Annotated in this window: 19 protein-coding genes; 15 read left to right on the top strand and 4 right to left on the bottom strand. The window is 68.2% G+C overall.

The window, feature by feature from the left end; translation table 11 throughout:
* Positions 1-61: 61 nt before the first annotated feature.
* From metH to KCH87_RS14720, 4 genes are all read left to right on the top strand, one after another.
* The gene (gene metH / locus KCH87_RS14705) at positions 62-3,577 is read left to right on the top strand and encodes a methionine synthase (protein WP_210586512.1); all 3,516 of its coding nucleotides are present in this window, start codon (positions 62-64) and stop codon (positions 3,575-3,577) included.
* A 153-nt stretch (positions 3,578-3,730) separates the two neighbouring features.
* Positions 3,731-4,432, top strand: coding sequence for an HAD family phosphatase (locus KCH87_RS14710; protein ID WP_210586513.1), 702 nt, complete (start codon positions 3,731-3,733; stop codon positions 4,430-4,432).
* A gap of 422 nt (positions 4,433-4,854) precedes the next feature.
* Positions 4,855-6,462, top strand: coding sequence for an ABC transporter substrate-binding protein (locus KCH87_RS14715; RefSeq protein ID WP_210586514.1), 1,608 nt, complete (start codon positions 4,855-4,857; stop codon positions 6,460-6,462).
* A gap of 67 nt (positions 6,463-6,529) precedes the next feature.
* A complete protein-coding gene (locus KCH87_RS14720) occupies positions 6,530-8,110 on the top strand; it encodes an ABC transporter substrate-binding protein (protein ID WP_210586515.1) in 1,581 nt (526 codons plus the stop codon).
* 71 nt (positions 8,111-8,181) lie between these two features.
* Here KCH87_RS14720 and KCH87_RS14725 read toward each other — a convergent pair whose 3' ends face one another.
* Positions 8,182-8,853: a response regulator transcription factor gene (locus tag KCH87_RS14725; protein WP_030946450.1), complete on the bottom strand. Its 672-nt coding sequence runs from the start codon at positions 8,851-8,853 to the stop codon at positions 8,182-8,184.
* A 14-nt stretch (positions 8,854-8,867) separates the two neighbouring features.
* Positions 8,868-9,827 carry a PD-(D/E)XK nuclease family protein gene (locus KCH87_RS14730; protein WP_210586516.1) on the bottom strand — a complete coding sequence of 320 codons (960 nt, stop codon included), beginning with the start codon at positions 9,825-9,827 and terminating at the stop codon, positions 8,868-8,870.
* Positions 9,828-10,001: 174 nt separating this feature from the next.
* Here KCH87_RS14730 and KCH87_RS14735 point away from each other — a divergent pair, with 174 nt between their 5' ends.
* The 3 genes from KCH87_RS14735 (at position 10,002) to KCH87_RS14745 (ending at position 13,460) form a co-directional block, all read left to right on the top strand.
* A complete protein-coding gene (locus KCH87_RS14735; RefSeq protein ID WP_210586517.1) occupies positions 10,002-11,723 on the top strand; it encodes a site-2 protease family protein in 1,722 nt (573 codons plus the stop codon).
* A gap of 38 nt (positions 11,724-11,761) precedes the next feature.
* The gene (locus KCH87_RS14740) at positions 11,762-12,667 is read left to right on the top strand and encodes a tRNA (adenine-N1)-methyltransferase (protein WP_210586518.1); all 906 of its coding nucleotides are present in this window, start codon (positions 11,762-11,764) and stop codon (positions 12,665-12,667) included.
* 214 nt (positions 12,668-12,881) lie between these two features.
* A complete protein-coding gene (locus tag KCH87_RS14745; RefSeq protein ID WP_210586519.1) occupies positions 12,882-13,460 on the top strand; it encodes a hypothetical protein in 579 nt (192 codons plus the stop codon).
* Positions 13,461-13,513: 53 nt separating this feature from the next.
* Here KCH87_RS14745 and KCH87_RS14750 read toward each other — a convergent pair whose 3' ends face one another.
* Positions 13,514-13,819, bottom strand: a complete 306-nt coding sequence (locus KCH87_RS14750; protein ID WP_210586520.1) for a ferredoxin — start codon at positions 13,817-13,819, stop codon at positions 13,514-13,516.
* 505 nt (positions 13,820-14,324) lie between these two features.
* Here KCH87_RS14750 and arc point away from each other — a divergent pair.
* From arc to prcA, 6 genes are all read left to right on the top strand, one after another.
* Entirely contained in the window at positions 14,325-16,091 is a 1,767-nt protein-coding gene (gene arc / locus KCH87_RS14755) for a proteasome ATPase (protein WP_210586521.1), read from the top strand.
* 234 nt (positions 16,092-16,325) lie between these two features.
* Entirely contained in the window at positions 16,326-17,837 is a 1,512-nt protein-coding gene (dop, locus tag KCH87_RS14760; RefSeq protein ID WP_374199000.1) for a depupylase/deamidase Dop, read from the top strand.
* A 155-nt stretch (positions 17,838-17,992) separates the two neighbouring features.
* Positions 17,993-18,208, top strand: a complete 216-nt coding sequence (locus KCH87_RS14765) for a ubiquitin-like protein Pup (protein ID WP_030606474.1) — start codon at positions 17,993-17,995, stop codon at positions 18,206-18,208.
* Positions 18,209-18,251: 43 nt separating this feature from the next.
* Positions 18,252-18,857 (top strand): endonuclease VII domain-containing protein, encoded by a 606-nt coding sequence (locus tag KCH87_RS14770; protein WP_210586522.1) that lies wholly within the window; start codon positions 18,252-18,254, stop codon positions 18,855-18,857.
* Entirely contained in the window at positions 18,809-19,654 is an 846-nt protein-coding gene (prcB, locus tag KCH87_RS14775; protein ID WP_210586523.1) for a proteasome subunit beta, read from the top strand. Before KCH87_RS14770 ends, prcB begins: the two co-directional genes overlap by 49 nt.
* Positions 19,655-19,715: 61 nt before the next feature.
* Positions 19,716-20,462, top strand: coding sequence for a proteasome subunit alpha (gene prcA, locus KCH87_RS14780; protein WP_210586524.1), 747 nt, complete (start codon positions 19,716-19,718; stop codon positions 20,460-20,462).
* 63 nt (positions 20,463-20,525) lie between these two features.
* On the opposite strand, the gene KCH87_RS14785 is transcribed toward prcA, so the two are convergent.
* A complete protein-coding gene (locus KCH87_RS14785; protein WP_210586525.1) occupies positions 20,526-21,545 on the bottom strand; it encodes a LacI family DNA-binding transcriptional regulator in 1,020 nt (339 codons plus the stop codon).
* Between the two features lie 108 nt (positions 21,546-21,653).
* Here KCH87_RS14785 and KCH87_RS14790 point away from each other — a divergent pair, with 108 nt between their 5' ends.
* On the top strand, positions 21,654-22,913 hold the full coding sequence (locus KCH87_RS14790; RefSeq protein WP_210586661.1) for an MFS transporter: 1,260 nt from the start codon (positions 21,654-21,656) through the stop codon (positions 22,911-22,913).
* 9 nt (positions 22,914-22,922) lie between these two features.
* A complete protein-coding gene (gene pafA / locus KCH87_RS14795) occupies positions 22,923-24,284 on the top strand; it encodes a Pup--protein ligase (protein ID WP_210586526.1) in 1,362 nt (453 codons plus the stop codon).
* The last annotated feature ends 101 nt before the right edge of the window (positions 24,285-24,385 follow it).

Consider the following 24,385-nt stretch of genomic DNA (forward strand, 5'->3'; position numbering starts at 1 on the left):
CCGTGGAACGTCCCACGGGCGGCGCAAAGCCGACAGCCGTCGCACCAAAGGGAGCCCTTACATGGCCTCGTCGCCGCTGACCCCTTCCGCCGACAGCCGGACCCGTGTGTCCGCGCTCCGTGAGGCGCTAGCCACCCGTGTGGTGGTCGCCGACGGGGCGATGGGCACCATGCTGCAGGCCCAGGACCCCACGCTCGAGGACTTCGAGAACCTCGAGGGCTGCAACGAGATCCTGAATCTCACCCGCCCGGACATCGTCCGCTCCGTCCATGACGCGTACTTCGCGGTGGGCGTGGACTGCGTGGAGACGAACACGTTCGGCGCAAACCACACGGCCGCGGCGGAGTACGAGATCGCCGACCGGGTGCACGAGCTGTCCGAAGCGGGCGCCCGTATCGCCCGCGAGACCGCCGACGAGTACGCGGCCCGCGACGGCCGCCCGCGCTGGGTCCTCGGCTCGGTCGGCCCCGGCACCAAGCTGCCCACCCTCGGCCACGTCGACTACGCCACCATCCGCGACGGCTATCAGGCCAACGCGGAGGGCCTGCTCGCAGGCGGCGCGGACGCGCTGATCGTCGAGACCACCCAGGACCTCCTCCAGACCAAGGCCTCCGTGCTGGGCGCCCGGCGCGCCATGGAGGCGACGGGTGTCGACGTTCCCCTGGTGGTCTCGATGGCGTTCGAGACGACCGGCACGATGCTGCTCGGCTCGGAGATCGGCGCCGCTCTGACGGCGCTGGAGCCGCTGGGCATCGACATGATCGGCCTGAACTGCTCGACCGGCCCCGCCGAGATGAGCGAGCACCTGCGCTACCTCACCCGGCACTCCCGTATCCCGCTGCTGTGCATGCCGAACGCCGGCCTGCCCATCCTCACCAAGGACGGCGCCCACTTCCCGCTGGACGCCGAGGGCCTCGCGGACGCGCAGGAGAACTTCGTCCGGGACTACGGCCTCTCCCTCATCGGCGGCTGCTGCGGCACGACGCCGGAGCATCTGCGCCAGGTCGTCGAGCGCGTCCGCGATCTCACGCCCACCGAGCGGAACCCGCGCCCCGAGCCGGGCGCCGCCTCCCTCTACCAGACGGTCCCCTTCCGCCAGGACACCTCCTACCTGGCCATCGGTGAGCGCACCAACGCCAACGGCTCCAAGAAGTTCCGCGAGGCCATGCTGGACGCCCGCTGGGACGACTGCGTGGAGATGGCCCGCGACCAGATCCGCGAGGGCGCGCACATGCTCGACCTGTGCGTGGACTACGTAGGCCGCAACGGCGTCGCCGACATGGAGGAACTCGCGGGCCGTTTCGCCACCGCCTCGACCCTGCCGATCGTCCTGGACTCCACCGAGGTGGATGTGATCCAGGCCGGTCTGGAGAAGCTGGGCGGTCGCGCGGTCATCAACTCCGTCAACTACGAGGACGGCGACGGCCCCGAGTCCCGCTTCGCGAAGGTCACCAAGCTGGCGCAGGAGCACGGCGCCGCGCTGATCGCGCTGACCATCGACGAGGAGGGCCAGGCCCGCACCCCGGAGCACAAGGTCCAGATCGCCGAGCGGCTGATCGACGATCTGACCGGCAACTGGGGCATCCACGAGTCGGACATCCTCATCGACACCCTGACCTTCACCATCTGTACCGGCCAGGAGGAGTCCAGGGGCGACGGCGTCGCCACCATCGAGGCGATCCGCGAACTCAAGCGCCGCCACCCGGACGTGCAGACCACCCTGGGCCTGTCGAACATCTCCTTCGGCCTCAACCCGGCCGCTCGTATCCTGCTCAACTCGGTCTTCCTCGACGAGTGCGTCAAGGCGGGCCTGGACTCGGCGATCGTCCACGCGTCGAAGATCCTCCCGATCGCCCGCTTCAGCGAGGAAGAGGTCACCACCGCCCTCGACCTGGTCTACGACCGGCGCGCCGAGGGCTACGACCCCCTACAGAAGCTGATGGCCCTGTTCGAGGGCGCCACCACCAAGTCCCTGAAGGCGGGCCGCGCCGAGGAACTGGCCGCGCTGCCGCTGGAGGAGCGACTGAAGCGCCGCATCATCGACGGCGAGAAGAACGGCCTGGAGGCCGACCTCGCCGCGGCGCTGGAGACCCGCCCCGCCCTCGACATCGTCAACGAGACCCTGCTGGACGGCATGAAGGTGGTCGGTGAGCTGTTCGGCTCGGGCCAGATGCAGCTGCCGTTCGTCCTGCAGTCCGCCGAGGTGATGAAGACCGCCGTCGCCTACCTCGAACCCCACATGGAGAAGTCGGACACCGAGGGCAAGGGCACCATCGTGCTCGCCACGGTGCGCGGCGACGTCCACGACATCGGCAAGAACCTCGTCGACATCATCCTGTCCAACAACGGCTACAACGTGGTCAACCTCGGCATCAAGCAGCCGGTCTCGGCGATCCTGGACGCCGCCGAGGAGCATCGCGCCGACGTCATCGGCATGTCCGGCCTCCTGGTCAAGTCCACGGTGATCATGAAGGAGAACCTGGAGGAGCTCAACCAGCGTGGCATGGCCGTGGATTACCCGGTCATCCTGGGCGGAGCCGCGCTGACCCGGGCGTACGTCGAGCAGGACCTGCACGAGATCTACCAGGGCGAAGTCCGTTACGCCCGGGACGCGTTCGAGGGCCTGCGTCTGATGGACGCGCTGATCGGCGTCAAGCGGGGCGTGCCCGGCGCGACGCTGCCCGAGCTCAAGCAGCGCCGGGTGCGGGCGGTCACGGTCGTGGAGGCCGAGGAGCGCCCGGAGGAGGGCCACGTCCGCTCCGACGTCTCCACCGACAACCCGGTGCCCGCCCCGCCGTTCTGGGGCACCCGCGTCATCAAGGGCATCCAGCTCAAGGAATACGCCTCCTGGCTGGACGAGGGCGCACTGTTCAAGGGCCAGTGGGGGCTGAAGGAGGCCCGCACCGGGGACGGTCCCACATACCAGGAACTCGTCGAGACCGAGGGCCGCCCGCGGCTGCGCGGCCTGCTGGACAAGCTACAGACCGAGAACCTGCTGGAAGCGGCGGTCGTCTACGGCTACTTCCCCTGCGTGTCCAAGGACGACGACCTGATCCTCCTGGACGACGCGGGCAACGAACGCACCCGCTTCACCTTCCCCCGCCAGCGCCGCGGCCGCCGGCTGTGCCTCGCCGACTTCTTCCGCCCGGAGGAGGCGGGGCAGACGGACGTGGTCGGCCTCCAGGTCGTCACCGTCGGCTCGCGCATCGGCGAGGAGACCGCGAAGCTCTTCGCGTCCGACTCCTACCGCGACTACCTCGAACTGCACGGCCTGTCCGTCCAGTTGGCCGAGGCGCTCGCCGAGTACTGGCACGCGCGCGTGCGGTCCGAGCTGGGCTTCGCCGGTGAGGACCCGGCCGGGATCGAGGACATGTTCGCCCTGAAGTACCGGGGCGCCCGCTTCTCCCTCGGCTACGGCGCCTGCCCCAACCTGGAGGACCGCGCCAAGATCGCCGAGCTGCTCGAGCCGGAGCGCATCGGCGTCCAGCTCTCCGAGGAGTTCCAGCTGCACCCGGAGCAGTCCACGGACGCTGTCGTGATCCACCACCCGGAGGCGAAGTACTTCAACGCCCGGTGACGAAGCGACGCCGTACCCGCTGACCTGCGGGTCCAGGCGCCGTCGAGGACGACCGGGCACGCTGATCGAAGAAGACGTACACTGGTCGGTCCACCGCAGGCCGGTTCCCTTTCCGGGAACCGGCCTGATCGTCCCTCAAGGAGGTGCGCCCGGATGACCAGCACGGTCCCCGCGCTCGGAACCCGAACGGCCGAAGGGTCGGCACTACAGGCCGTGCTGCTCGACATGGACGGAACCCTGGTGGACACCGAGGGCTTCTGGTGGGACGTCGAGGTCGAGATCTTCGCCGGTCTCGGCCACACCCTCGACGACTCCTGGCGCCATGTCGTGGTCGGCGGCCCGATGAGCCGCAGTGCCGGCTTCCTGATCGAGGCCACCGGCGCCGGCATCGCCCTCGCCGAGCTCACCGTCCTGCTCAACCAGGGCTTCGAGGACCGTATCGACCGCGCTCTGCCGCTGATGCCGGGCGCCGCCCGGCTGCTGGCCGAGCTGTCGGCGTACGGGATCCCCACGGCCCTGGTCTCCGCCTCGCACCGGCGCATCATCGACCGTGTGCTCACCTCGCTCGGCGCCCACCACTTCGCCCTGACGGTCGCCGGGGACGAGGTGCGGCGCACCAAGCCGCACCCGGACCCGTACTTGTTCGCGGCCGCCGGGCTCGGCGTGGATCCGGCCAGATGCGCGGTCATCGAGGACACCGCGACGGGTGTGGCGGCGGCCGAGGCCGCCGGCTGCCAGGTGGTGGCCGTGCCCTCGGTGGCGCCCATCGCCCCCGCAGACCGGCGCACCGTCGTGGCCTCGCTGGAAGAGGTCGACCTGGCATTTCTGCACGGGCTGATGACGGAAATGCGCTAGGCGTTCACCCAGCGTGCGGCATCGATAGCGCGGGAATTCCATGCCGGCACCTGCAATGGAATTCACCCCGCGCCGGATGGCTGAATTCCGGCGCTCGCACAGACCGTTGAGAATGTGACGTTCCCCACCTCGCGAGGGGTCGACAGGGGGTCCGGCCTGTGCCGCACGCCCCCAATTCCGGGGCCGGGGCGGGACCTTGTGTCCCGATTGGTGGGATGCTGCACTAATCCTTCCACCGTCGGGTTTTCAGTGTGTCCACATCTGGTTTCGCTGCGTGATGGGGCTTCAACTCCGGGTGCCGCCAACCCTCGTGCAGGTGCGGACTAATCTCATTGCGAGAACATCGCAGTTACCCCCGTGACCCGCCGCGACACCCCTGCATGCCGGGTACACGGACTCGACAGCTCTGGAGAAACTCGAGCATGAACCGCAAGACTTTGGTGCTGCCGGCGGTTATCGGCCTGCTCGCACCGGTGCTCGCAGCCTGCGGTGGGTCCGGCAGCGGCGGTGACGGCGGTGACGCGATCGTCGTCGGCACCACGGACCGGTTCAGCGCCTCGACGGACGCCCCCGCGCCCCTCGACCCGGCGTACGCCTATGACGTCGGCACCTGGAACGTCCTGCGCCAGACCGTGCAGACCCTGCTGATCCAGCCCCGTGGCGAGGGCGAGCCGGTGCCCGAGGCCGCCGAGAAGTGCGGCTTCACCGACACCGGCAACGAGCGCTACGTCTGCACCCTGCGCGAGGGCCTGAAGTTCGCCAACGGTGACCCGATCACGGCCGCCGACGTGAAGTACTCCATCGACCGCGCCCTGGCGATCAAGGCCGACAGCGGTGTGTTCGCGCTGCTGTCCACCATCGACACCGTCGAGACACAGGGCGACCGCGAGGTGATCTTCCACCTCAAGGCCGCCGACGCCACCTTCCCGTTCAAGCTGTCGACCCCGGTCGCCGGCATCGTCAACCCCGACGACTACGAGAAGAACAAGCTGCGCGACGGCTTCGCGGTCGACGCCTCCGGCCCGTACACCCTCGATGCCGAGGTGAAGAACGACGAGCTGGTCAAGGCCGTGTTCACCAAGAACCCCAATTACAAGGGGACGTTGAAGGTGAACAACGACAAGGCGGAGCTGCGCTCCTTCAGTGACGCCACCGAGATGGGCAAGGCGCTCGACAACGGTGACATCGACCTGATGACGCGCACCATGTCGCCGAAGCAGATCGAGAAGCTCTCCAACGCCGCAGCGGGCTCCGACGAGGACCTGGTCGAGATGCCCGGCCTGGAAATCCGCTATCTCGGCTTCAACACCGACGCCCCGACGGTGAAGACCAAGGCCGTACGCCAGGCGATGGCCCAGGTCATCGACCGTGCCGCGCTGGTCTCCCAGGTGTACGGCGACCAGGCGGAGCCCCTGTACTCGCTGGTCCCGGCCAGCATCACCGGGCACTCCAACTCGTTCTTCAACAAGTACGGCGACCCGAGTGTGGCCAAGGCCAAGACCATGCTGGACCAGGCCAACATCACCACCCCGGTGAAGCTGACCCTCCACTACACGACCGACCACTACGGCTCGGCCACCAAGGAGGAGTTCGAGCTGCTCAAGAAGCAGCTGAACAACAGCGGCCTGTTCGACGTCCAGATCGAAGGCACCCTCTGGGAGACCTTCCGGCCCGCCGAGCAGAAGGGCGAGTACGACGTCTACGGCATGGGCTGGTTCCCGGACTTCCCGGACGCCGACAACTACCTCGCGCCGTTCCTCGACAAGGACAACACCATCGGCTCGCCGTACGTCAACAACGAGATCCGCGGCTCGCTGATCCCGGAGTCGCGCCGCGAGGCCGACCGGATCTCCGCCGTCAAGAGCCTGACGGAGATCCAGACCATCGTCGCCGACGACGTACCCGTGCTGCCGCTGTGGCAGGGCAAGCAGTACGTCGCCGCCCGCGACGACGTCACCGGCACCGCCTACGTCCTCAACTCCTCCGCCACGCTTCAGCTGTGGGAACTCGGCCGTGGAGTGAGAGGCTGACCTCACCCGTGCCAGGGGCCTCGGACGACGGCCCCGCATTCCGGAACCGACGACAAGGCACCTGCAAGTGAATATGCGTAACCAGTGGCCGGTCCTGCCGATCGTGGCGGGACTGGCCTCCGGACTGCTGACCGGCTGTGGAACAGAAAGCGGAGGCTCGGGGAGCGACGGCTCCTCCGTGGTCATGGGGATGTCCGACGACGTCCTGGCCACCGACCCCGCCTCCGGCTACGACCCCGGCTCCTGGCTGCTGTTCAACAACGTCTTCCAGTCGCTGCTCAGCTTCCCCAAGGGAGCCACCGAACCGCAGCCGGAGGCCGCCGAGGAATGCGCCTTCACGGACACCTCGACCCAGGTCTACCAGTGCACGCTGAAGGACGGCCTCAAGTTCAGCAACGGTGACGCGCTCACCTCGGAGGACGTGAAGTTCTCCTTCGACCGCATGCTGAAGATCAACGACGAAGCCGGCCCCGCGATCATGTTCCCCATGCTCGACCGGGTCGAGACGCCGGACGAGAAGACGGTCGTCTTCCGCCTCAACACCGCGGACGCCACCTTCCCCAGCAAGATCGCCTCCGGCGCCGGCTCCATCGTCGACCACCGGTCCTACGACGCGGGCGGCCTGCGCGAGGACGGCGAGGCGGTCGGCTCCGGCCCGTACAAGCTCGACTCCTTCAGCGACGACGAGGCCGTCTTCTCGGTCAACGAGCACTACAAGGGCACCGCCGAGGTGCAGAACACCGGCGTCGTCCTCAAGTCCTTCCACGGCGATCAGGCCGCGCTCAAGACGGCCCTGCTCGACAAGAAGGTCGACATCGCCTACCGAGGCCTCGCCGCGAGCGACATCTCCGACATCGAGAAGGCCGACCCCGACTCCGGCGTCGAGGTCGTCGAGGGCAGCAGCGCCGAGGTCCAGCACCTGGTCTTCAACATGGACGACCCGGTCGCCGGGAAGCTGAGCGTCCGCAAGGCCATCGCCTACCTGCTCGACCGCGACGCCCTCATGAACGACGTCTACCAGGGCACCGCGACCCCGCTCTACTCGATCATCCCGGCCGGTATCGCCGGCCACAACACGGCCTACTTCGACACCTACGGCGCCAAGCCCTCCAAGGCCAAGGCCGCCGCAGCCCTGAGCACCGACGGCATCACCGACAAGGTCAAGCTCACCCTCTGGTCCACCCCCTCCCGCTACGGCCCCGCCACCGACGACGAGCTCAAGGCCATCGCCGGCCAGCTCAACGCCAGCGGCCTGTTCGAAGCCGACGTCCAGTCCGTGGCGTACGACCAGTACGAGCAGGACATCGCCGACGGCAAGTACGGCGTGTACGTGAAGGGCTGGGTGCCGGACTACCCGGACGCCGACAACTTCACCGCCCCCTTCTTCGGCGAGGGCAACGTCCTCAGCAACAACTACACCAACAGCACGATCACCGGCACGCTCATCCCGCGCACCGCGTCCCAGAGCGACCGTGCCGCGACGGACGCGAACTTCGGCGAACTCCAGGACATCGTCGCCGACGAACTCCCCATCCTGCCGATCTGGCAGGCCAAGCAGTACGCGGTCACCCGCGACAACATCTACGGCCTCGAGTACTGCCTCGACGCCTCGACGGTGTTCCGGTTCTGGGAACTCACCAAGGACTGACGGACGACCGTACCCACGCCGAGGGCGCCCCTTCGCAGGAAGGGGCGCCCTCGGCGTCGTAGGACTCCCGGTTACTGCGCTCCCGGGCGCACCAGTCCGCTCTCGTACGCGTACACCGCGGCCTGCACGCGGTCGCGCAGCCCCAGCTTGGTGAGGACGTGCCCCACATGCGTCTTCACCGTGGTCTCGCTGACGAACAGATCGGCCGCGATCTCCGCGTTCGACAGCCCGCGCGCCACCAGCTTCAGCACCTCCACCTCACGCTCGGTGAGAGTGTGCAGCGTGTCCGGAACGGGCTCGTCGCCCGAGGGCAGATGCGTGGCGTACTTGTCGAGCAGCCGACGCGTGATGCTCGGCGCGAGCATCGCCTCGCCCGCCGCGACCACCCGGATCGCCTGCACCAGTTCATTGGCCGGGGCATCCTTCAGCAGGAACCCGCTGGCCCCCGCCTTCAGCGCCTCCACCACATACTCGTCGAGGTCGAAGGTCGTCAGCACCAGCACCTTCGCCGGTCCGTCCCGCCCCGGCCCGGTGATCTGCCGGGTCGCCTCGACACCGTCCATCCGCGGCATACGGATGTCCATCAGAACCACATCGGGCTGAAGGGCCCGCACCTGATCGAGAGCCTGGAGGCCGTCTCCGGCCTCGCCGACGACCGCGATGTCCTGCTCGGCCTCCAGAATCATCCGGAAGCCGGTACGCAGCAGCGGCTGGTCATCGACCAGTAGGACGCGGATGGCCACGTAAGTCTCCTTCGCTAGTCCGGCCCCATTCTGCCCTGCTCGGTGCCGCCCGACTCGGCCGCCCTGACCGGCAGCGGATAGGGCGGGGGAGTGCCGCCGAATTCCGGGCATACCGCCTGGTGGTCGCACCAGCCGCACAGCTTCGTGGGCCGCGGCCGCCAGTCACCCGTCTCCGTGGCCAGCCGGATCGCCTCCCACAGCGCCAGCAGCTTGCGCTCGACCCGCTCCAGGTCGGCCAGAACCGGGTCGTACGTCAGCACATCACCGCTGCCCAGATAGACGAGCTGTAGCCGCCGCGGCACGACCTTCTTCAGCCGCCACACCACCAGCGCGTAGAACTTCATCTGGAACAGCGCACCCTCGGCGTACTCCGGCCGCGGCGCCTTGCCCGTCTTGTAGTCGACGATCCGCACCTCACCCGTCGGCGCCACGTCCACCCGGTCGATGATGCCGCGCAGCCTCAGCCCCGACTCCAGCTCCGCCTCGACGAACAGCTCCCGCTCGGCCGGCTCCAGCCGCGTCGGATCCTCCAGCGTGAACCAGCGCTCCACCAGCCGCTCCGCCTCACCCAGCCAGCGCGCCAGCCGCTCGCCCTCCGGATCGTCCGCGAACAGCTCCACGACCTCCGGCCGGCTCTCCCTCAGCCGGTCCCACTGCCCCGGCACCAGCGACCTGGCACGCGGCGCCGTGCGCTCCACGGCCGGGGCGTCGAAGAGCCGCTCCAGCACCGCATGCACCAAGGTGCCCCGAGTCGCCGCCTCACTCGGCTTCTCCGGCAGCCGGTCGATCACCCGAAACCGATACAGCAACGGGCACTGCATGAAATCACTGGCGCGCGAGGGGGAGAGGGAGGCCGGGCGCACCGCCTGCGCGAGGGGTGGGGAGGCAGGCGGTATGGTCGCGACCGCCGCCTCGGCCGCAGCCTTCATACCGTCGCTCTGGGCCTCTGCCGCGCCCTCGGTGCTCGTCTCCATGACCACAGACCATACGACCCGCCACTGACAGTGACCCAGTCACGGTCGTGACGGCTGCGACGGCAGAGAAAACACAGGGGGTGCCGGGGCGGAACGCGTCACGACGGCCGCATACCATCGACCCGAGACCTTCCGCCCGGCAGGCGCGGGAGACGCTGCTAACGAGGGGACACCGTGGACGAGAGCGGCGGGAGCGGGCAGCCGCGGTCCGGCAACGAGAAGCCGACCGAGCGCCGGCCAGGGCGTACGACCCCGGCCACGGACCCCGCACGCCCCGACCCGTCCGACGAACGGGCCACGGAGGCACGGGAATCGGACGCCACGGACCCTTCGAACAACACCGCCGCCGACCACGACCACGGATCCACACCCACCCCTCCCAGCGGCGACCACGACCGTCACACCGGAACCCCGCACACGGCTTCAAGCGGTGACCGAGAGGACGGCACCCCGCGTGCCGCTTCGCCCGGTGACCGGGAGGCCGGAGACCCGCGCCCCGCTCCGAGGGCTGACCGTGAGAGCGACGCCCCGCGCCCCGGTCCGGGCGGTGACCATGAGACCAGCACCCCGCCCACCGCTCCGGGCCATGACCGTCAGGCCGGAACCCCGCCCACCGCCCCCAGCGGCGACCGCCCGGCCGCAGGCCACACGCACACACCCGCAGACGCCGGCCAGGGCCACGTCGACCGCCCCCACGCCCACGCGCACTCCGGCGGCAAAACCCCTCAGCCCCCGCGCCCCCGCGACCCCAGGGGAGGCCTCCTCATGGGGCGGCCGTTCGGCGTGCCCGTGTACGTCGCGCCCAGCTGGTTCCTCGTCGCCGCCCTGATCACCTGGGTGTTCGGCGGCCAGCTCGACCGCGTACTGCCCGAACTCGGCGCCGCCCGCTACCTCGTCTCCCTCTTCTTCGCCGTCGCCTTCTACGCCTCCGTACTCGTCCACGAACTCGCCCACACCGTCGCCGCCCTCCGCTTCAAACTCCCGGTCCGCCGCATCCAGCTCCAGTTCTTCGGCGGCGTCTCCGAGATCGAGAAGGAGGCCGAGACACCCGGCCGCGAGTTCGTCCTCGCCTTCGTCGGCCCGCTGCTCTCCCTCGTCCTCGCCGGCCTCTTCTACCTCGCCCTGCTGCCCGTGGAACCCGGCACCGTCCCCGGCGTCCTGCTGGCCGGCCTGATGATCTCCAACCTCATCGTCGCCGCCTTCAACCTGCTCCCCGGCCTGCCCCTCGACGGCGGCCGCATGCTCCGCGCCGTCATCTGGAAGATCACCGGCAGGCCCATGAGCGGCACCATCGCCGCCGCCTGGGTCGGCCGCGCCCTCGCCGTCTCCGTCCTGATCGGCCTGCCCCTGCTCACCCAGTCCGGCGCGCTCGGCCGCGACGCCGTGGACAACGTCGGCATGGACACCGTCATGGACGCCCTCCTCGCCGCGATCCTCGCCGCGATCATCTGGACCGGCGCCGGCAACAGCCTCCGCATGGCCCGCCTGCGCGAACACCTCCCTGAACTCCGCGCCCGCAACCTCACCCGCCGCGCGGTCCCCGTCGAGACCAACACCCCCCTCTCTGAGGCCCTGCGCCGCGCCAACGAGGCCGGAGCCCGCGCCCTGGTCATCGTCGACCCCGACGGTGAACCCCTCTCCCTCGTCCGCGAGGCCGCCATCGTCGGCGTACCCGAACACCGCCGCCCCTGGGTCGCCGTCAGCGGCCTCGCCCAGGACCTCACCGACGGCATGCGCGTCTCCGCCGAGCTGTCCGGCGAGGACCTCCTGGACGCCCTGCGCGCCACCCCCGCCACCGAGTACCTGGTGATCGAGGACACCGGCGAGATCTACGGCGTCCTGTCCGCCGCCGACGTGGAACGCGCGTTCGTGAAGGCCATGGCCCGCCCCTCCTAGTGGTCGGCGACCCCGATAAACGCCGGTAGGCTGTTCACATGTCCGAACCGACCGGTGCCGCCCGCAGACGCGGGCCCTTCAAGGTCGGGGACCAGGTACAGCTGACCGACCCCAAGGGCCGTCACTACACGTTCACGCTCGAAGCCGGGAAGAACTTCCACACCCACAAGGGTTCCTTCCCGCACGACGAACTGATCGGTGCTCCCGAGGGCAGCGTTGTCCGCACCACCGGGAACGTCGCCTACCTCGCGCTGCGCCCCCTGCTCCCCGACTACGTCCTGTCCATGCCCCGCGGCGCCGCCGTGGTCTACCCCAAGGACGCGGGGCAGATCCTCTCCTTCGCCGACATCTTCCCCGGCGCACGCGTCGTGGAAGCCGGCGTCGGCTCCGGCTCGCTCAGCAGCTTCCTGCTGCGCGCCATCGGCGACCAGGGCATGCTGCACAGCTACGAACGCCGCGAGGACTTCGCCGACATCGCCCGGCAGAACGTCGAGCGCTACTTCGGCGGCCCCCACCCCGCCTGGCAGCTCACCGTCGGCGACCTCCAGGACAACCTCAGCGACACCGACGTCGACCGCGTCATCCTCGACATGCTCGCCCCCTGGGAGTGCCTGGAGGCCGTCTCCAAGGCGCTCGTCCCCGGCGGCATCCTGTGCTGCTACGTCGCGACCACCACCCAGCTCGCCCGGACCGTCGAGTCCATCCGCGAGATCGGCTGCTTCAACGAGCCGACCTCCTGGGAGACGATGATCCGCAACTGGCACGTCGAAGGCCTGGCCGTCCGCCCGGACCACCGGATGATCGGCCACACCGGCTTCCTGCTCACCGCCCGCCGCCTCGCCGACGGCGTCGAGCCCCCCATGCGCCGCCGCCGCCCCGCCAAGGGCGCCTACGGCGAGGACTACGACGGCCCGAACGCCGACGGAGGCGTCGGCCGGTCGTAGGGCGGCCCTGTGCCGCAGTCAACGTACAGACGTCGTGGCCGAGTTCCCGGGAATGCCCCGGAACTCGGCCACGACGCCTTTGTGTTGACGCCGGGCCAGGAAGCGGGAGCCCAAGGGCACAACATCCGCCCACCCCCGCCGTTCCCCCGCACTGTGACGTGTGGCACCATTCTGGCCACCCCCACCGGCACAGCCCTCACAGGAGACACTCCTAGTGCAGCAATCCGCCGTCCCGGAACTCGCACACACCCACACCCGCCCGATCCACTGGCTCGCCACCGCAACCGCCCTCGCCGGCGTCGTCGCCCTCTCCTCGATCCTCCAGCCCGACGCGGCGACCGCCGCCCAGGCCGCAGGCCCGAACTCCAAGACCGCCCCCGTGACCGCCACCGCGCCCGACCCCGCGGACGCCGACTTCCCGATCGAATGCGGCCCCGTGAAGGCCATCGTCGTGAAAAAGGCCTCCGGAGACCTCGACGGCGACGGCAAGCCCGAAACCGTGGCCGTCGTCCACTGCGACGCCCCCATGGGCACCCCGCCCGACGGCGTCTACGTCCTCACCACCGCCGCCGACACCCACAAGCCGCGCGTCGTCGCCACGCTCGTCGACCCCAAGGACCGCAACACCGTCAGCGACCTCGCCGTACAGGACCGAGCCGTCCGCGCCACCCTGCTCGGCTACTCGTCGACCGACGTGCCCAGTTGCTGCCCCGACGTCAAGGACAGCGCGAAGTGGCAATGGAACAACGGCGCGTTCATCCGCTCCAAGCCCTCCGAAGCCCGCAGCGTCTGAACCGCGCGGAACCGCGGCACCTCACACGGCGATGACGCGACACACCCGCCCCGTCACTCCGCGTCGGGACCGAAGACCTCGACCCGGTCCGTCACCCGACGCACATGGATGCACTCGCCCGGACACTCCCGCGCCGAGTCGACCACATCCGTGAGAAGCGGCAGCGGCACGGGCGTTGTGGCGCCCTTGTGCAGCAGCAGCTCCTCGCCCGAGCCCTTCACATAGGCCAGACCATCGATGTCCAGCTCGAACACCTCGGGCGCATACTGGGCACAGATGCCGTCGCCGGTACAGAGATCCTGGTCGATCCAGACCTCCAGAGCCTCACCCTCGACCCCGGCCTCCTGCTGCACGCTCATGTCTCCCGCCGTCCGCTGCGCCCGGTGTTGAACACATCGACCCTACCTCTGCCCGAAACACCGCCCACGGTCGAGGCACGGTCGAGCCCAGCACGACATCGGCCACAAACCAGCCCCTCCGCAGCCGGACACGATCTCCGCGAGCCACCCCTCGCTGTGACTCAACCCACACACCACGGACACGCTGAGTCAACGCAGGAGACGCCGATCCCGACCTGAACCCAGTCCGGCCCGAACGGCCGCAGCGCCTCACCGCCCGGACGCCCCAAGCCCTCCGACGGCCGACGACACGGACAACTCGCGCCCGGCGTGAAGGATTTTGACCACCCCACCCTTGGAACAGGCGGCTTCTGAATCACGTTGACTGGGTATCCACACGGCGTGAGGGAGAGCGCAGGGTGACCGACGACACACCTTGACAGTCTTTGTGATCTAGGGGTTTCAATCGACACCCACCCAGGTAGGGTCTGGAAGCGTCCAGCTCCCCTTGGAGGAGGTGAGGACCGTGGCAGCCCACGACGACGACATGAACCGCGGCATCCGCCCGGGACGAGGGTCCGACGACCCGTCCGGGCAGATTGCCTACCTTGAGCAGGAGATCGCCGTCCTGCGACGCAAGCTCGCCGACTCTCCGCGGCACACGAGGATTCTCGAAGAGCGGATCGTCGAACTGCAGACCAACCTGGCCGGCGTGTCCGCACAGAACGAGCGGCTCGCCAACACGCTCCGTGAGGCCCGCGACCAGATCGTGGCCCTCAAGGAAGAAGTCGACCGGCTCGCACAGCCCCCGGCCGGCTTCGGAGTCTTCCTCACGGCGAACGAGGACGGCACCGCCGACATCTTCACCGGCGGCCGCAAACTCCGCGTGAACGTCAGCCCGAGCGTCGAACTCGACGACCTCAGGCGCGGCCAGGAAGTCATGCTCAACGAAGCGCTCAACGTGGTCGAAGCCATGACATACGAGCGCGTCGGGGACATCGTCACCCTCAAGGAAATCCTCGAGGACGGCGAACGCGCCCTGGTGCTCGGGCACACCGACGAGGAACGGGTGGTACGGCTCGCCGAGCCACTGCTGGACGTCAACATCCGACCCGGTGACGCCCTGCTCCTCGAACCCCGTTCCGGCTATGTCTACGAGATCGTTCCGAAGAGCGAGGTCGAGGAACTCGTCCTCGAAGAGGTCCCCGACATCGGCTACGACCAGATCGGCGGTCTGGGCGGCCAGATCGAGATGATCCGCGACGCCGTCGAACTCCCATACCTCTACCCCGACCTCTTCAAGGAGCACGAACTGCGGCCGCCCAAGGGCGTCCTGCTGTACGGGCCCCCCGGATGCGGCAAGACGCTCATCGCCAAGGCCGTCGCCAACTCGCTGGCCAAAAAGGTCGCCGAAGTCACCGGCCAGGCCACCGGCAAGAGCTTCTTCCTCAACATCAAGGGCCCCGAGCTCCTCAACAAGTACGTCGGCGAGACCGAGCGGCAGATCCGCCTCGTCTTCCAGCGTGCCCGTGAGAAGGCCAGCGAGGGCACCCCCGTCATCGTCTTCTTCGACGAGATGGAATCCCTCTTCCGCACCCGCGGCTCCGGCGTCAGCTCAGACGTGGAAAACACCATCGTCCCCCAGCTGCTCGCCGAGATCGACGGTGTGGAAGGCCTACAGAACGTCGTGGTCATCGGCGCCTCCAACCGCGAGGACATGATCGACCCCGCCATCCTGCGCCCCGGCCGACTCGATGTGAAGATCAAGATCGAGCGTCCGGACGCCGAAGCGGCCAAGGACATCTTCCAGAAGTACCTCACCGAACGGCTCCCGCTGCACCCCGAAGACGTCGGCGAACACAGCGGCGACAGGAGCGCCACGGTCCAGGGCATGATCCAGACCGCGGTCGAGCAGATGTACGCCGAATCCGAAGAGAACCGCTTCCTGGAAGTCACCTACGCCAACGGAGACAAGGAAGTCCTCTACTTCAAGGACTTCAACTCCGGCGCCATGATCGAAAACATCGTCGGACGCGCCAAGAAGATGGCAATCAAGGACTTCCTCGAGCACAAACAAAAGGGCCTCCGCGTCTCCCACCTCCTCCAGGCCTGTGTGGACGAGTTCAAGGAGAACGAAGACCTGCCCAACACCACCAACCCGGACGACTGGGCCCGGATCTCCGGAAAGAAGGGCGAACGGATCGTCTACATCCGTACCCTCATCACCGGAAAGCAGGGCGCCGACACCGGACGCTCCATCGACACGGTGGCGAACACCGGTCAGTACCTGTAAAAGGCAGGGCGGCTGCGGGTGCCCTCACCGGGTACCCGCAGCCGACTGTTTTTCAGGCCACGGCTGGAGCAAGGCAATGACGCAAATGATCTCCCCACCAGCGCAAAGGCGTTCTAGGCTCTTCGGTACCGCCGAGTCGCGCAGTGCGGGGACGGGCACCGCACACGCACCGGAGCGCCAGCGGTACTTGAGCAGCGTCCCCGACCGAGGGCGCCGCCGGGCAAGGAGGGCCGCATGACCGTACGGCGAGTAATGGGCATCGAGACGGAGTACGGGATCTCCGTCCCCGGTCACCCCAACGCCAATGCCATGCTCACCTCGTCCCAGATCGTCAACGCCTACGCGGCGGCGATGCACCGGGCCCGCCGGGCCCGCTGGGACTTCGAGGAGGAGAACCCGCTGCGGGACGCGCGAGGCTTCGACCTCGCCCGCGAGGCCGCCGACGCCAGCCAGCTCACCGACGAGGACATCGGCCTGGCCAACGTCATCCTCACCAACGGCGCACGCCTCTACGTCGACCACGCACACCCCGAATACAGCTCCCCCGAGGTCACCAACCCCCGGGACGCCGTCCTCTGGGACAAGGCCGGCGAACGCATCATGGCCGAAGCCGCCGAACGAGCCGCCCAGCTCCCCGGCGCCCAGCCCATCCACCTGTACAAGAACAACACCGACAACAAGGGCGCCTCCTACGGCACCCACGAGAACTACCTGATGAAGCGGGAAACCCCCTTCTCAGACATCGTCCGCCACCTCACGCCCTTCTTCGTCTCCCGCCAGGTCTTCACCGGAGCGGGCCGCGTCGGCATCGGCCAGGACGGACACGAACACGGCTTCCAGCTCAGCCAGCGCGCGGACTACTTCGAGGTCGAGGTAGGCCTGGAGACCACCCTGAAGCGCCCGATCATCAACACCCGGGACGAACCGCACGCAGACGCGGAAAAATACCGCCGCCTGCACGTGATCATCGGCGACGCCAACCTCTCCGAGATCTCGACCTACCTGAAGCTGGGCACCACAGCCCTCGTCCTGTCCATGATCGAAGACGGCTTCATCGCCGTCGACCTGGCAGTCGACCAACCCGTCCGCACCCTCCACCAGGTCTCCCACGACCCGACACTCAAGCGCCTCGTCACACTCCGCAGCGGCCGCACACTCACCGCCGTCCAGCTCCAGATGGAGTACTACGAGCTCTCCCGCAAATACGTCGAGGAGCGATACGGCGCCGACGCCGACGACCAGACCAAGGACGTCCTCGCCCGCTGGGAAGACACCCTCAACCGCCTCGAGAACGACCCCATGAGCCTCGCCGGCGAACTCGACTGGGTCGCCAAGCGAGAACTCATGGAGGGCTACCGGCGCCGCGACGACCTCGACTGGGACGCCGCCAGGCTCCACCTGATCGACCTCCAGTACGCCGACGTACGGGAGGAGAAGGGCCTGTACAACCGCCTGGCCGCCCGAGGACGCATCAAGCGCCTCCTGGACGAGCAGGACGTCGAGCGGGCCCGCACAAAGCCTCCAGAGGACACACGCGCCTACTTCCGCGGACGCTGCCTGGAGCAGTACGCCGACGACGTGGCCGCGGCCTCCTGGGACTCGGTCATCTTCGATCTCCCGGGCAGGGACTCCCTCCAGCGCGTCCCAACCCTGGAACCGCTTCGCGGAACGCGTAATCACGTCAAGGAACTCCTGGACCGCTGCCGGACCGCAGAAGACCTGGTCAAGGTCCTCTCCGGCGGCTGAACGAGCACCCGGGCAGAAACGGCCCGGCAGGGTGGAAATCCTGGCGTCCGGGAATCATCGAGGTGGTCCCCGGACGTTGAGGGAACTGCGGGGCCGATGTCGGACCCTGCTTGTAGGGTCTGATCAAGAACGTCGAACCGAGCGGGGTGAGGGTTATGGCGACCAAGGACACCGGCGGCGGCCAGCAGAAGGCAACGCGCTCCACCGAGGAGGTCGAGGAGGCGCCCGAGGCGCAGGCATCCGAAGACCTCAAGGAGCGCCAGGAGAAGCTGAGCGACGACGTGGACTCCGTCCTCGACGAAATCGATGACGTACTCGAGGAAAATGCCGAGGATTTCGTTCGAAGCTTCGTGCAAAAGGGTGGACAGTAAAGGGCGTTGGGCTAACTAGCCTTCGAATCGAAGGTCGCGGGGGATGGTTGACGAGACGCCTGGGAAGCGGTGCACGGGCTGCGAGAAAGTCTTGCCGCTCGCCGCTTTCGCGCGGGACAGGAATCGAAGCGATGGCCTTCAAGTGCGGTGTCGGGAGTGCGTGGCGCAGTACGGCGCCGAGCACTACCGGCGCCGCCGGGAGGCCATGGGGAAGCCTGTACGGGAGAAGGTGGACGTCCCGCTGGGGCACAAGCTGTGCCGAACCTGCGGCGAGGTCAAGCCGCACAGCGAGTGGCACCGCAATGCGACTGCGTCCGACGGTTTGTCCACGCGCTGCAAGGCGTGCCGGGCGATCCAAGGACGGCAAGGGCATCTCCAGCGTCAGTACGGCATCACTGAAGCCGAGCGCGACGAGTTGATCGCCTCCCAAGGCGGTGTCTGCTGCATATGTTTGGCTGCTGTGCCCGCACATGTGGATCACTGCCACGAGACGGGTAGGGTCCGAGGCGTACTGTGCTTCAGCTGCAACGCGGCACTGGGGCAGTTCAAGGATCGGCCCGACGTTATAAGGCGGGCTGCGACATACGTGGAAGGAAACGCGTGGAAGCCAACACTCGTAGCACCGGGCGTCTACCGGCTGCCTTCCTGACGCCTGGGTCGTCGTCCTTCATGGACTTTCTGTCCGACCATCAGCCGGACATCCTGCCCGGCAACCGGCAGCTGCCGCCCACTCAGGGTGTGATCGAGGCGCCGCACGGCACGACCATCGTGGCCGCCTCGTTCCCGGGGGGTGTGGTGCTCGCCGGTGACCGTCGGGCCACCATGGGTAACGTCATCGCGCAGCGGGACATCGAGAAGGTGTTCCCGGCGGATGAGTACTCGGCCGTCGGCATCGCTGGTACCGCAGGTCTGGCTGTCGAGATGGTCAAGCTGTTCCAGCTGGAACTGGAGCACTTCGAGAAGGTCGAGGGGGCGCAGCTCTCGCTGGAGGGCAAGGCGAACCGTCTGTCGACCATGATCCGGTCGAATCTCGGTATGGCCATGCAGGGGCTGGCCGTCGTGCCGCTCTTCGCCGGCTATGACGTGGATCGTGACAAGGGGCGGATCTTCTCGTACGACGTCACTGGCGGCCGTTCCGAGGAGCATGGCTTCGCTGCGACGGGCTCGGGTTCGATCTTCGCGCGTGGCGCGATGAAGAAGCTCTTCCGGAGCGATCTGACCGAGGACGAGGCCACGACCCTTGTGGTGCAGGCCCTGTATGACGCGGCTGACGACGATTCGGCGACCGGTGGTCCCGATGTTGCCCGCCGGATCTACCCGATCGTCACTGTGATCACCGAGGGCGGCTTCCGTCGGCTGACGGACGATGAGTCCTCCGAGATCGCCCGCTCGATTCTGGAGCGGCGTCTGGAGCAGCCGGACGGTCCGCGGGCCGCGCTGCTGTAGGCGGCGGTCTGTTCTCTTGCAAGGTGATCCAGTGACTTCGACAGAAAGGGACGGATAGCCGGTGTCGACGCCGTTCTATGTCTCACCTCAGCAGGCGATGACCGACCGTGCGGAGTTCGCCCGGAAGGGCATCGCGCGTGGCCGCAGCCTGGTCGTGTTGCAGTATGCCGATGGCATCGTGTTCATCGGTGAGAATCCGTCCCGCGCGCTGCACAAGTTCAGCGAGATCTATGACCGGATCGGTTTCGCGGCGGCCGGTAAGTACAACGAGTACGAGAATCTCCGGATCGGCGGTGTCCGGTACGCCGATCTTCGTGGTTACACCTATGACCGTGATGATGTGACCGCTCGTGGTCTGGCCAATGTCTATGCCCAGACGCTGGGCACGATCTTCTCCAGTGCGGCTGAGAAGCCGTATGAGGTGGAGTTGGTCGTTGCCGAGGTGGGTGAGACGCCGGAGGGTGACCAGATTTATCGGTTGCCGCATGACGGTTCGATCGTCGATGAGCACGGCTCGGTCGCGGTGGGCGGTAATGCGGAGCTGATCAGCAATTATCTCGATCAGCGTCACCAGGACGGTATGACTCTGGCGGAGGCGCTGAAGCTGGCGGTGCAGGCCTTGTCGCGGGATACGAACGGTACGCAGCGGGAGATTCCGGCGGAGCGGCTGGAGGTCGCGGTGCTGGATCGTACGCGTCCGCAGGCGCGGAAGTTCAAGCGGATCACGGGTCGGCAGCTGGGCCGGCTGTTGGAGGCGGACGGTGCGGAGACCGCGGCGGAGGCCGAGGGTTCCGACGACGAGGAGTAGTCCGGCGGTCGCCTTGACGCTTTGTGTGCCCCGGCCGCCTTGTGCGGGCGGGGCACAGGCGTGTCAGGGGGCGCTGGGCGGGGCTGTGGAGCCTCGTACGACGAGTTGGACGGGGATGTCGCCTGCGTCCGGTGTGCGGCCGTCCAGGACGGCCAGTAGGGCTTGCATGCCGCGTTCGCCGAAGAGTTCCGCGTCGAGTCGGACGGTCGTCAGTTCGGGGTCGATGGCGGTGGCGAGGGCGAGGTCGTCCAGGCCGGTGATGGAGATGTCGTCGGGGATGTTCAGGCCGAGTCGTCGTACGGCCTTGTAGGCGCCGGCGGCGAGTTTGTCGTCGTCGCAGACGAGGGCGGTGGGCCGGGGGCCGCGGGGGGTGGAGAGCGCTGCTTCGGCGGCGGTGCGGGCGCCCTCGATGGAGATGGGTGCGCGGGCTGTGCGCACGGAGGTGCCGGTGACCTGGGCGATCCTGGCCGCCAGTTCGTGTGCGCGTATTTCGAAGGTCCAGGAGGGGATGTCGGCCGCGAGGTGGAGGAAGTGGCGGTGGCCGAGGCCGAGGAGGTGTTCGGCGACTTGGCGGACGCCGTCGGTGATGTCGAGGTTGACGGTGGCGGCGCCGAGGCTGCCTGCGGGGTCGCTGTCGAGCATGACGAGAGGGAGTTGGTCGCCGCGGATGGTGGTGAGGGCGTCGGCGGCCATGGAGGAGGCGATGACGCCGTCGAGGGCGGCTTGGGCGGAGGCGAAGGGGTCGCGGGCGGGGCCGATGCCTTCGGGGGAGGGGTAGAGGACGACGCCGAAGCCGTGTTCGGCGGCGACGCGGGCTGCTCCTGTGTAGACGCCGGCGAAGAATTCTGTCGTGAGGGCGGGTACGACGAGGAGCACGGTGCGGGTGCGGCCGAGGCGGAGGTTGCGGGCGGCGAGGTTGGGGCGGTAGCCGAGTTCGCGGGCGGCTTCGCGGACGCGTTCGGCGGTGGTTTCGGAGACCCGTCCGCGCCATTTGTCGCCGAGTACGAGGGAGACGGCCGCCTGGGAGACTCCGGCGGCCTGGGCGACGTCACGGCTTGTGGGGCGGGTGCTGCCTTGTGCCACCGTGTGCCTGCTCTTTCGTCTGGACGCGTGAACAGCGCACATGGTACGTATGGACGTGGAAGTTATACGTAAAACGTCATGCGTCTCGGTGACGGAGAGGGCGGGGACATGGCCGCGGGATACTGGGAGATCCTCAGGGCGAGGCATGTCGCCCGGCTGCTCGTCGGCACCCTCGTGGGCCGGCTGCCGTGCGCGACCGCGCCGATCGCGATCCTGCTGTTCGTGCGCGCCGAGGGCGGTTCCTACAGCCTCGCCGGGGCGCTGGCGGCGGTGTACGGCGTCGCCAACGCGGTCGGGCAGCCGGTGCTGGGGCGGCTGGTGGACGTGCACGGGCAGCCGCGTGTGCAGCTGCCCGCCGCGGTCCTGTCGGCGTTCGCGATGGGGCTGTTCGCGTTCGTGGGCGTCGGGACGCTGCCGATCGCCTATACGGCCGTCGTGGCCGCCGGACTGTTCACTCCGCCCCTGGAGGGCGGGCTGCGGGCGCTGTGGCCGAGCGTGCTCCGCCGGGAGGAGCAGGTGCACACGGCGTACGCCATGGACGCGGTGGCACAGGAAGTCATGTTCACCGTCGGGCCTTTGCTGGTGACGCTGTGCACGGCTCTGTGGTCGGAGCGGGCGGCGTTGCTGGTGCTGAACGTGGTCGGTGTGCTCGGCGCGCTCTCCGTGGTCGTCTCGCGGCCCTCGCGCGCGTGGCGATCCGCGCCGCGTGAGGCCCACTGGCTGGGCGCGCTGCGTTCGCCCGGACTCCTCGCCCTGCTGGGCGCGTTCCTGTTCGTCGGTGTCGCGCTCGGCTCCATAACGGTGGCGGCCGTGTCGTACGCGGACGATCATGGCGGCGACGCGGTGTACGGCTGGCTGATGGCGGCGATCGGGCTGGGTGCGCTGATCGGCGGCTCGGTGTACGGGGCGCGGCAGTGGACCGGTGAGCCGGCCCGGCGACTTCAGGTGCTGGTAGCCCTTCTGGCGGTGTGTTATCTGCCGCTGCTGCTGATGCCGGGCCCGGTCGCGATGACGTTGCTCACTGTTCTCGCCGGTGTCTTCCTCGCGCCGGTCATCGCCTGTGCGTTCGTGCTTGTCGACCGGCATGCGCCGCGGGGGACGGTCACCGAGGCGTTCTCCTGGCTTGTGACGACGTTCACCGTCGGTGCGTCGGTCGGAACGGGCCTTGCGGGGCCGGTCGTGGAGGCGGGCGGGGCGCTGTGGGGGTTCGCCGTGCCGGGGGCCGCGGGCGGGGTGTCGTTGCTGGTTCTGCTGGTCACCGTGCGGGTGCTGGCGGTGCCCGGTGGGCGGGCCGTGGTGGCGGCCGCATCGGAAAATGATCGCAACCGTGCGGTCGAACCCCGTTTCAGCTCAGGGGATCGGGCGTAATGTTCACTCATGGACCGCCGCATTTTCGGGCTGGAGAACGAGTACGGCGTCACGTGTACGTTCAGGGGACAGCGACGCCTGTCTCCCGACGAGGTGGCGCGGTACCTCTTCCGCCGTGTCGTGTCATGGGGCCGCAGCAGCAATGTCTTTCTGCGAAACGGCGCCCGGCTCTATCTCGACGTGGGCTCACATCCGGAATACGCGACACCCGAATGTGACAACGTGACCGAGCTGGTCACCCACGACAAGGCCGGCGAGCGCATTCTCGAAGGACTCCTGGTGGACGCCGAACGACGCCTGCACGAGGAAGGAATCGCGGGCGACGTCTACCTCTTCAAGAACAACACCGACTCGGCGGGCAACTCCTACGGCTGCCACGAGAACTATCTGGTGGCGCGGCACGGGGAGTTCTCCCGGCTCGCGGACATCCTCATCCCCTTCCTTGTCACCCGCCAGCTGCTGTGCGGTGCGGGCAAGGTTCTTCAGACTCCGCGTGGCGCCGTGTACTGCGTCAGCCAGCGGGCCGAGCACATCTGGGAGGGCGTGTCTTCCGCGACGACGCGTTCCCGGCCGATCATCAACACGCGCGACGAACCGCACGCGGATGCCGAGCGCTACCGCCGCCTGCATGTCATCGTGGGCGACTCGAACATGTCCGAGACGACCATGTTGCTCAAGGTCGGTGCCACCGACCTGGTGCTGCGCATGATCGAGGCGGGCACGGTGATGCGGGATCTGACCCTGGAGAACCCGATCCGGGCGATCCGCGAGGTCAGCCATGACATCACGGGCCGGCGCAAGGTGCGTCTGGCCAGCGGACGTGAGGCGTCGGCGCTGGAAGTGCAGCGGGAGTACTTCGAGAAGGCCGTTGACTTCTGCGAGCGCCGCGGGATCCGCACCGGCACCGTGGAGCAGGTCCTGGAGCTGTGGGGCCGCACGCTGGACTCGATCGAGGCGGAGGACCTCGACCGGATCGGCACCGAGATCGACTGGGTCATGAAGTACAAGCTCATCGAGCGGTACCGGGCCAAGCACAACATGACCATGTCGCATCCGCGCGTGGCGCAGATAGACCTCGCCTACCACGACATCCATCGCAGGCGGGGTCTTTACTACCTGCTGGAGAAAAGGGGTCAAGCCGCCCGGATCTGCAACGACTTGAAGATCTTCGAGGGCAAGTCGGTTCCGCCGCAGACAACTCGGGCCCGGCTGCGCGGTGACTTCATCCGCAGGGCGCAGGAGCAGCGCCGTGACTTCACGGTCGACTGGGTGCATCTGAAGCTCAACGACCAGGCACAGCGCACTGTGTTGTGCAAGGACCCGTTCCGTTCCGTGGACGACCGGGTGGAGAAGCTCATCGCCGGAATGTGAGCAGTGCGTTTCAGCTCGATCGCCGGAACGCAACACGGGCGCCGTGCGTTTCCCGTACGGCGCCCTTCTCACGCCGTAGAGTTGCGCGCACGCCCCAAACA

It is taken from the genome of Streptomyces sp. GESEQ-35, assembly GCF_017948485.1.
Lineage (GTDB): Bacteria > Actinomycetota > Actinomycetes > Streptomycetales > Streptomycetaceae > Streptomyces.

Excerpts from the sequence above, each read along its gene's own strand:
- metH (WP_210586512.1), top strand. The coding sequence starts at position 62 with ATGGCCTCGTCGCCGCTGACCCCTTCCGCCGACAGCCGGACCCGTGTG.
- KCH87_RS14710 (WP_210586513.1), top strand. The coding sequence starts at position 3,731 with ATGACCAGCACGGTCCCCGCGCTCGGAACCCGAACGGCCGAAGGGTCG.
- KCH87_RS14715 (WP_210586514.1), top strand. The coding sequence starts at position 4,855 with ATGAACCGCAAGACTTTGGTGCTGCCGGCGGTTATCGGCCTGCTCGCA.
- KCH87_RS14730 (WP_210586516.1), bottom strand. The coding sequence starts at position 9,827 with ATGGAGACGAGCACCGAGGGCGCGGCAGAGGCCCAGAGCGACGGTATG.
- KCH87_RS14740 (WP_210586518.1), top strand. The coding sequence starts at position 11,762 with ATGTCCGAACCGACCGGTGCCGCCCGCAGACGCGGGCCCTTCAAGGTC.
- KCH87_RS14750 (WP_210586520.1), bottom strand. The coding sequence starts at position 13,819 with ATGAGCGTGCAGCAGGAGGCCGGGGTCGAGGGTGAGGCTCTGGAGGTC.
- dop (WP_374199000.1), top strand. The coding sequence starts at position 16,326 with ATGACCGTACGGCGAGTAATGGGCATCGAGACGGAGTACGGGATCTCC.
- KCH87_RS14765 (WP_030606474.1), top strand. The coding sequence starts at position 17,993 with ATGGCGACCAAGGACACCGGCGGCGGCCAGCAGAAGGCAACGCGCTCC.
- KCH87_RS14770 (WP_210586522.1), top strand. The coding sequence starts at position 18,252 with ATGGTTGACGAGACGCCTGGGAAGCGGTGCACGGGCTGCGAGAAAGTC.
- KCH87_RS14790 (WP_210586661.1), top strand. The coding sequence starts at position 21,654 with ATGGCCGCGGGATACTGGGAGATCCTCAGGGCGAGGCATGTCGCCCGG.
- pafA (WP_210586526.1), top strand. The coding sequence starts at position 22,923 with ATGGACCGCCGCATTTTCGGGCTGGAGAACGAGTACGGCGTCACGTGT.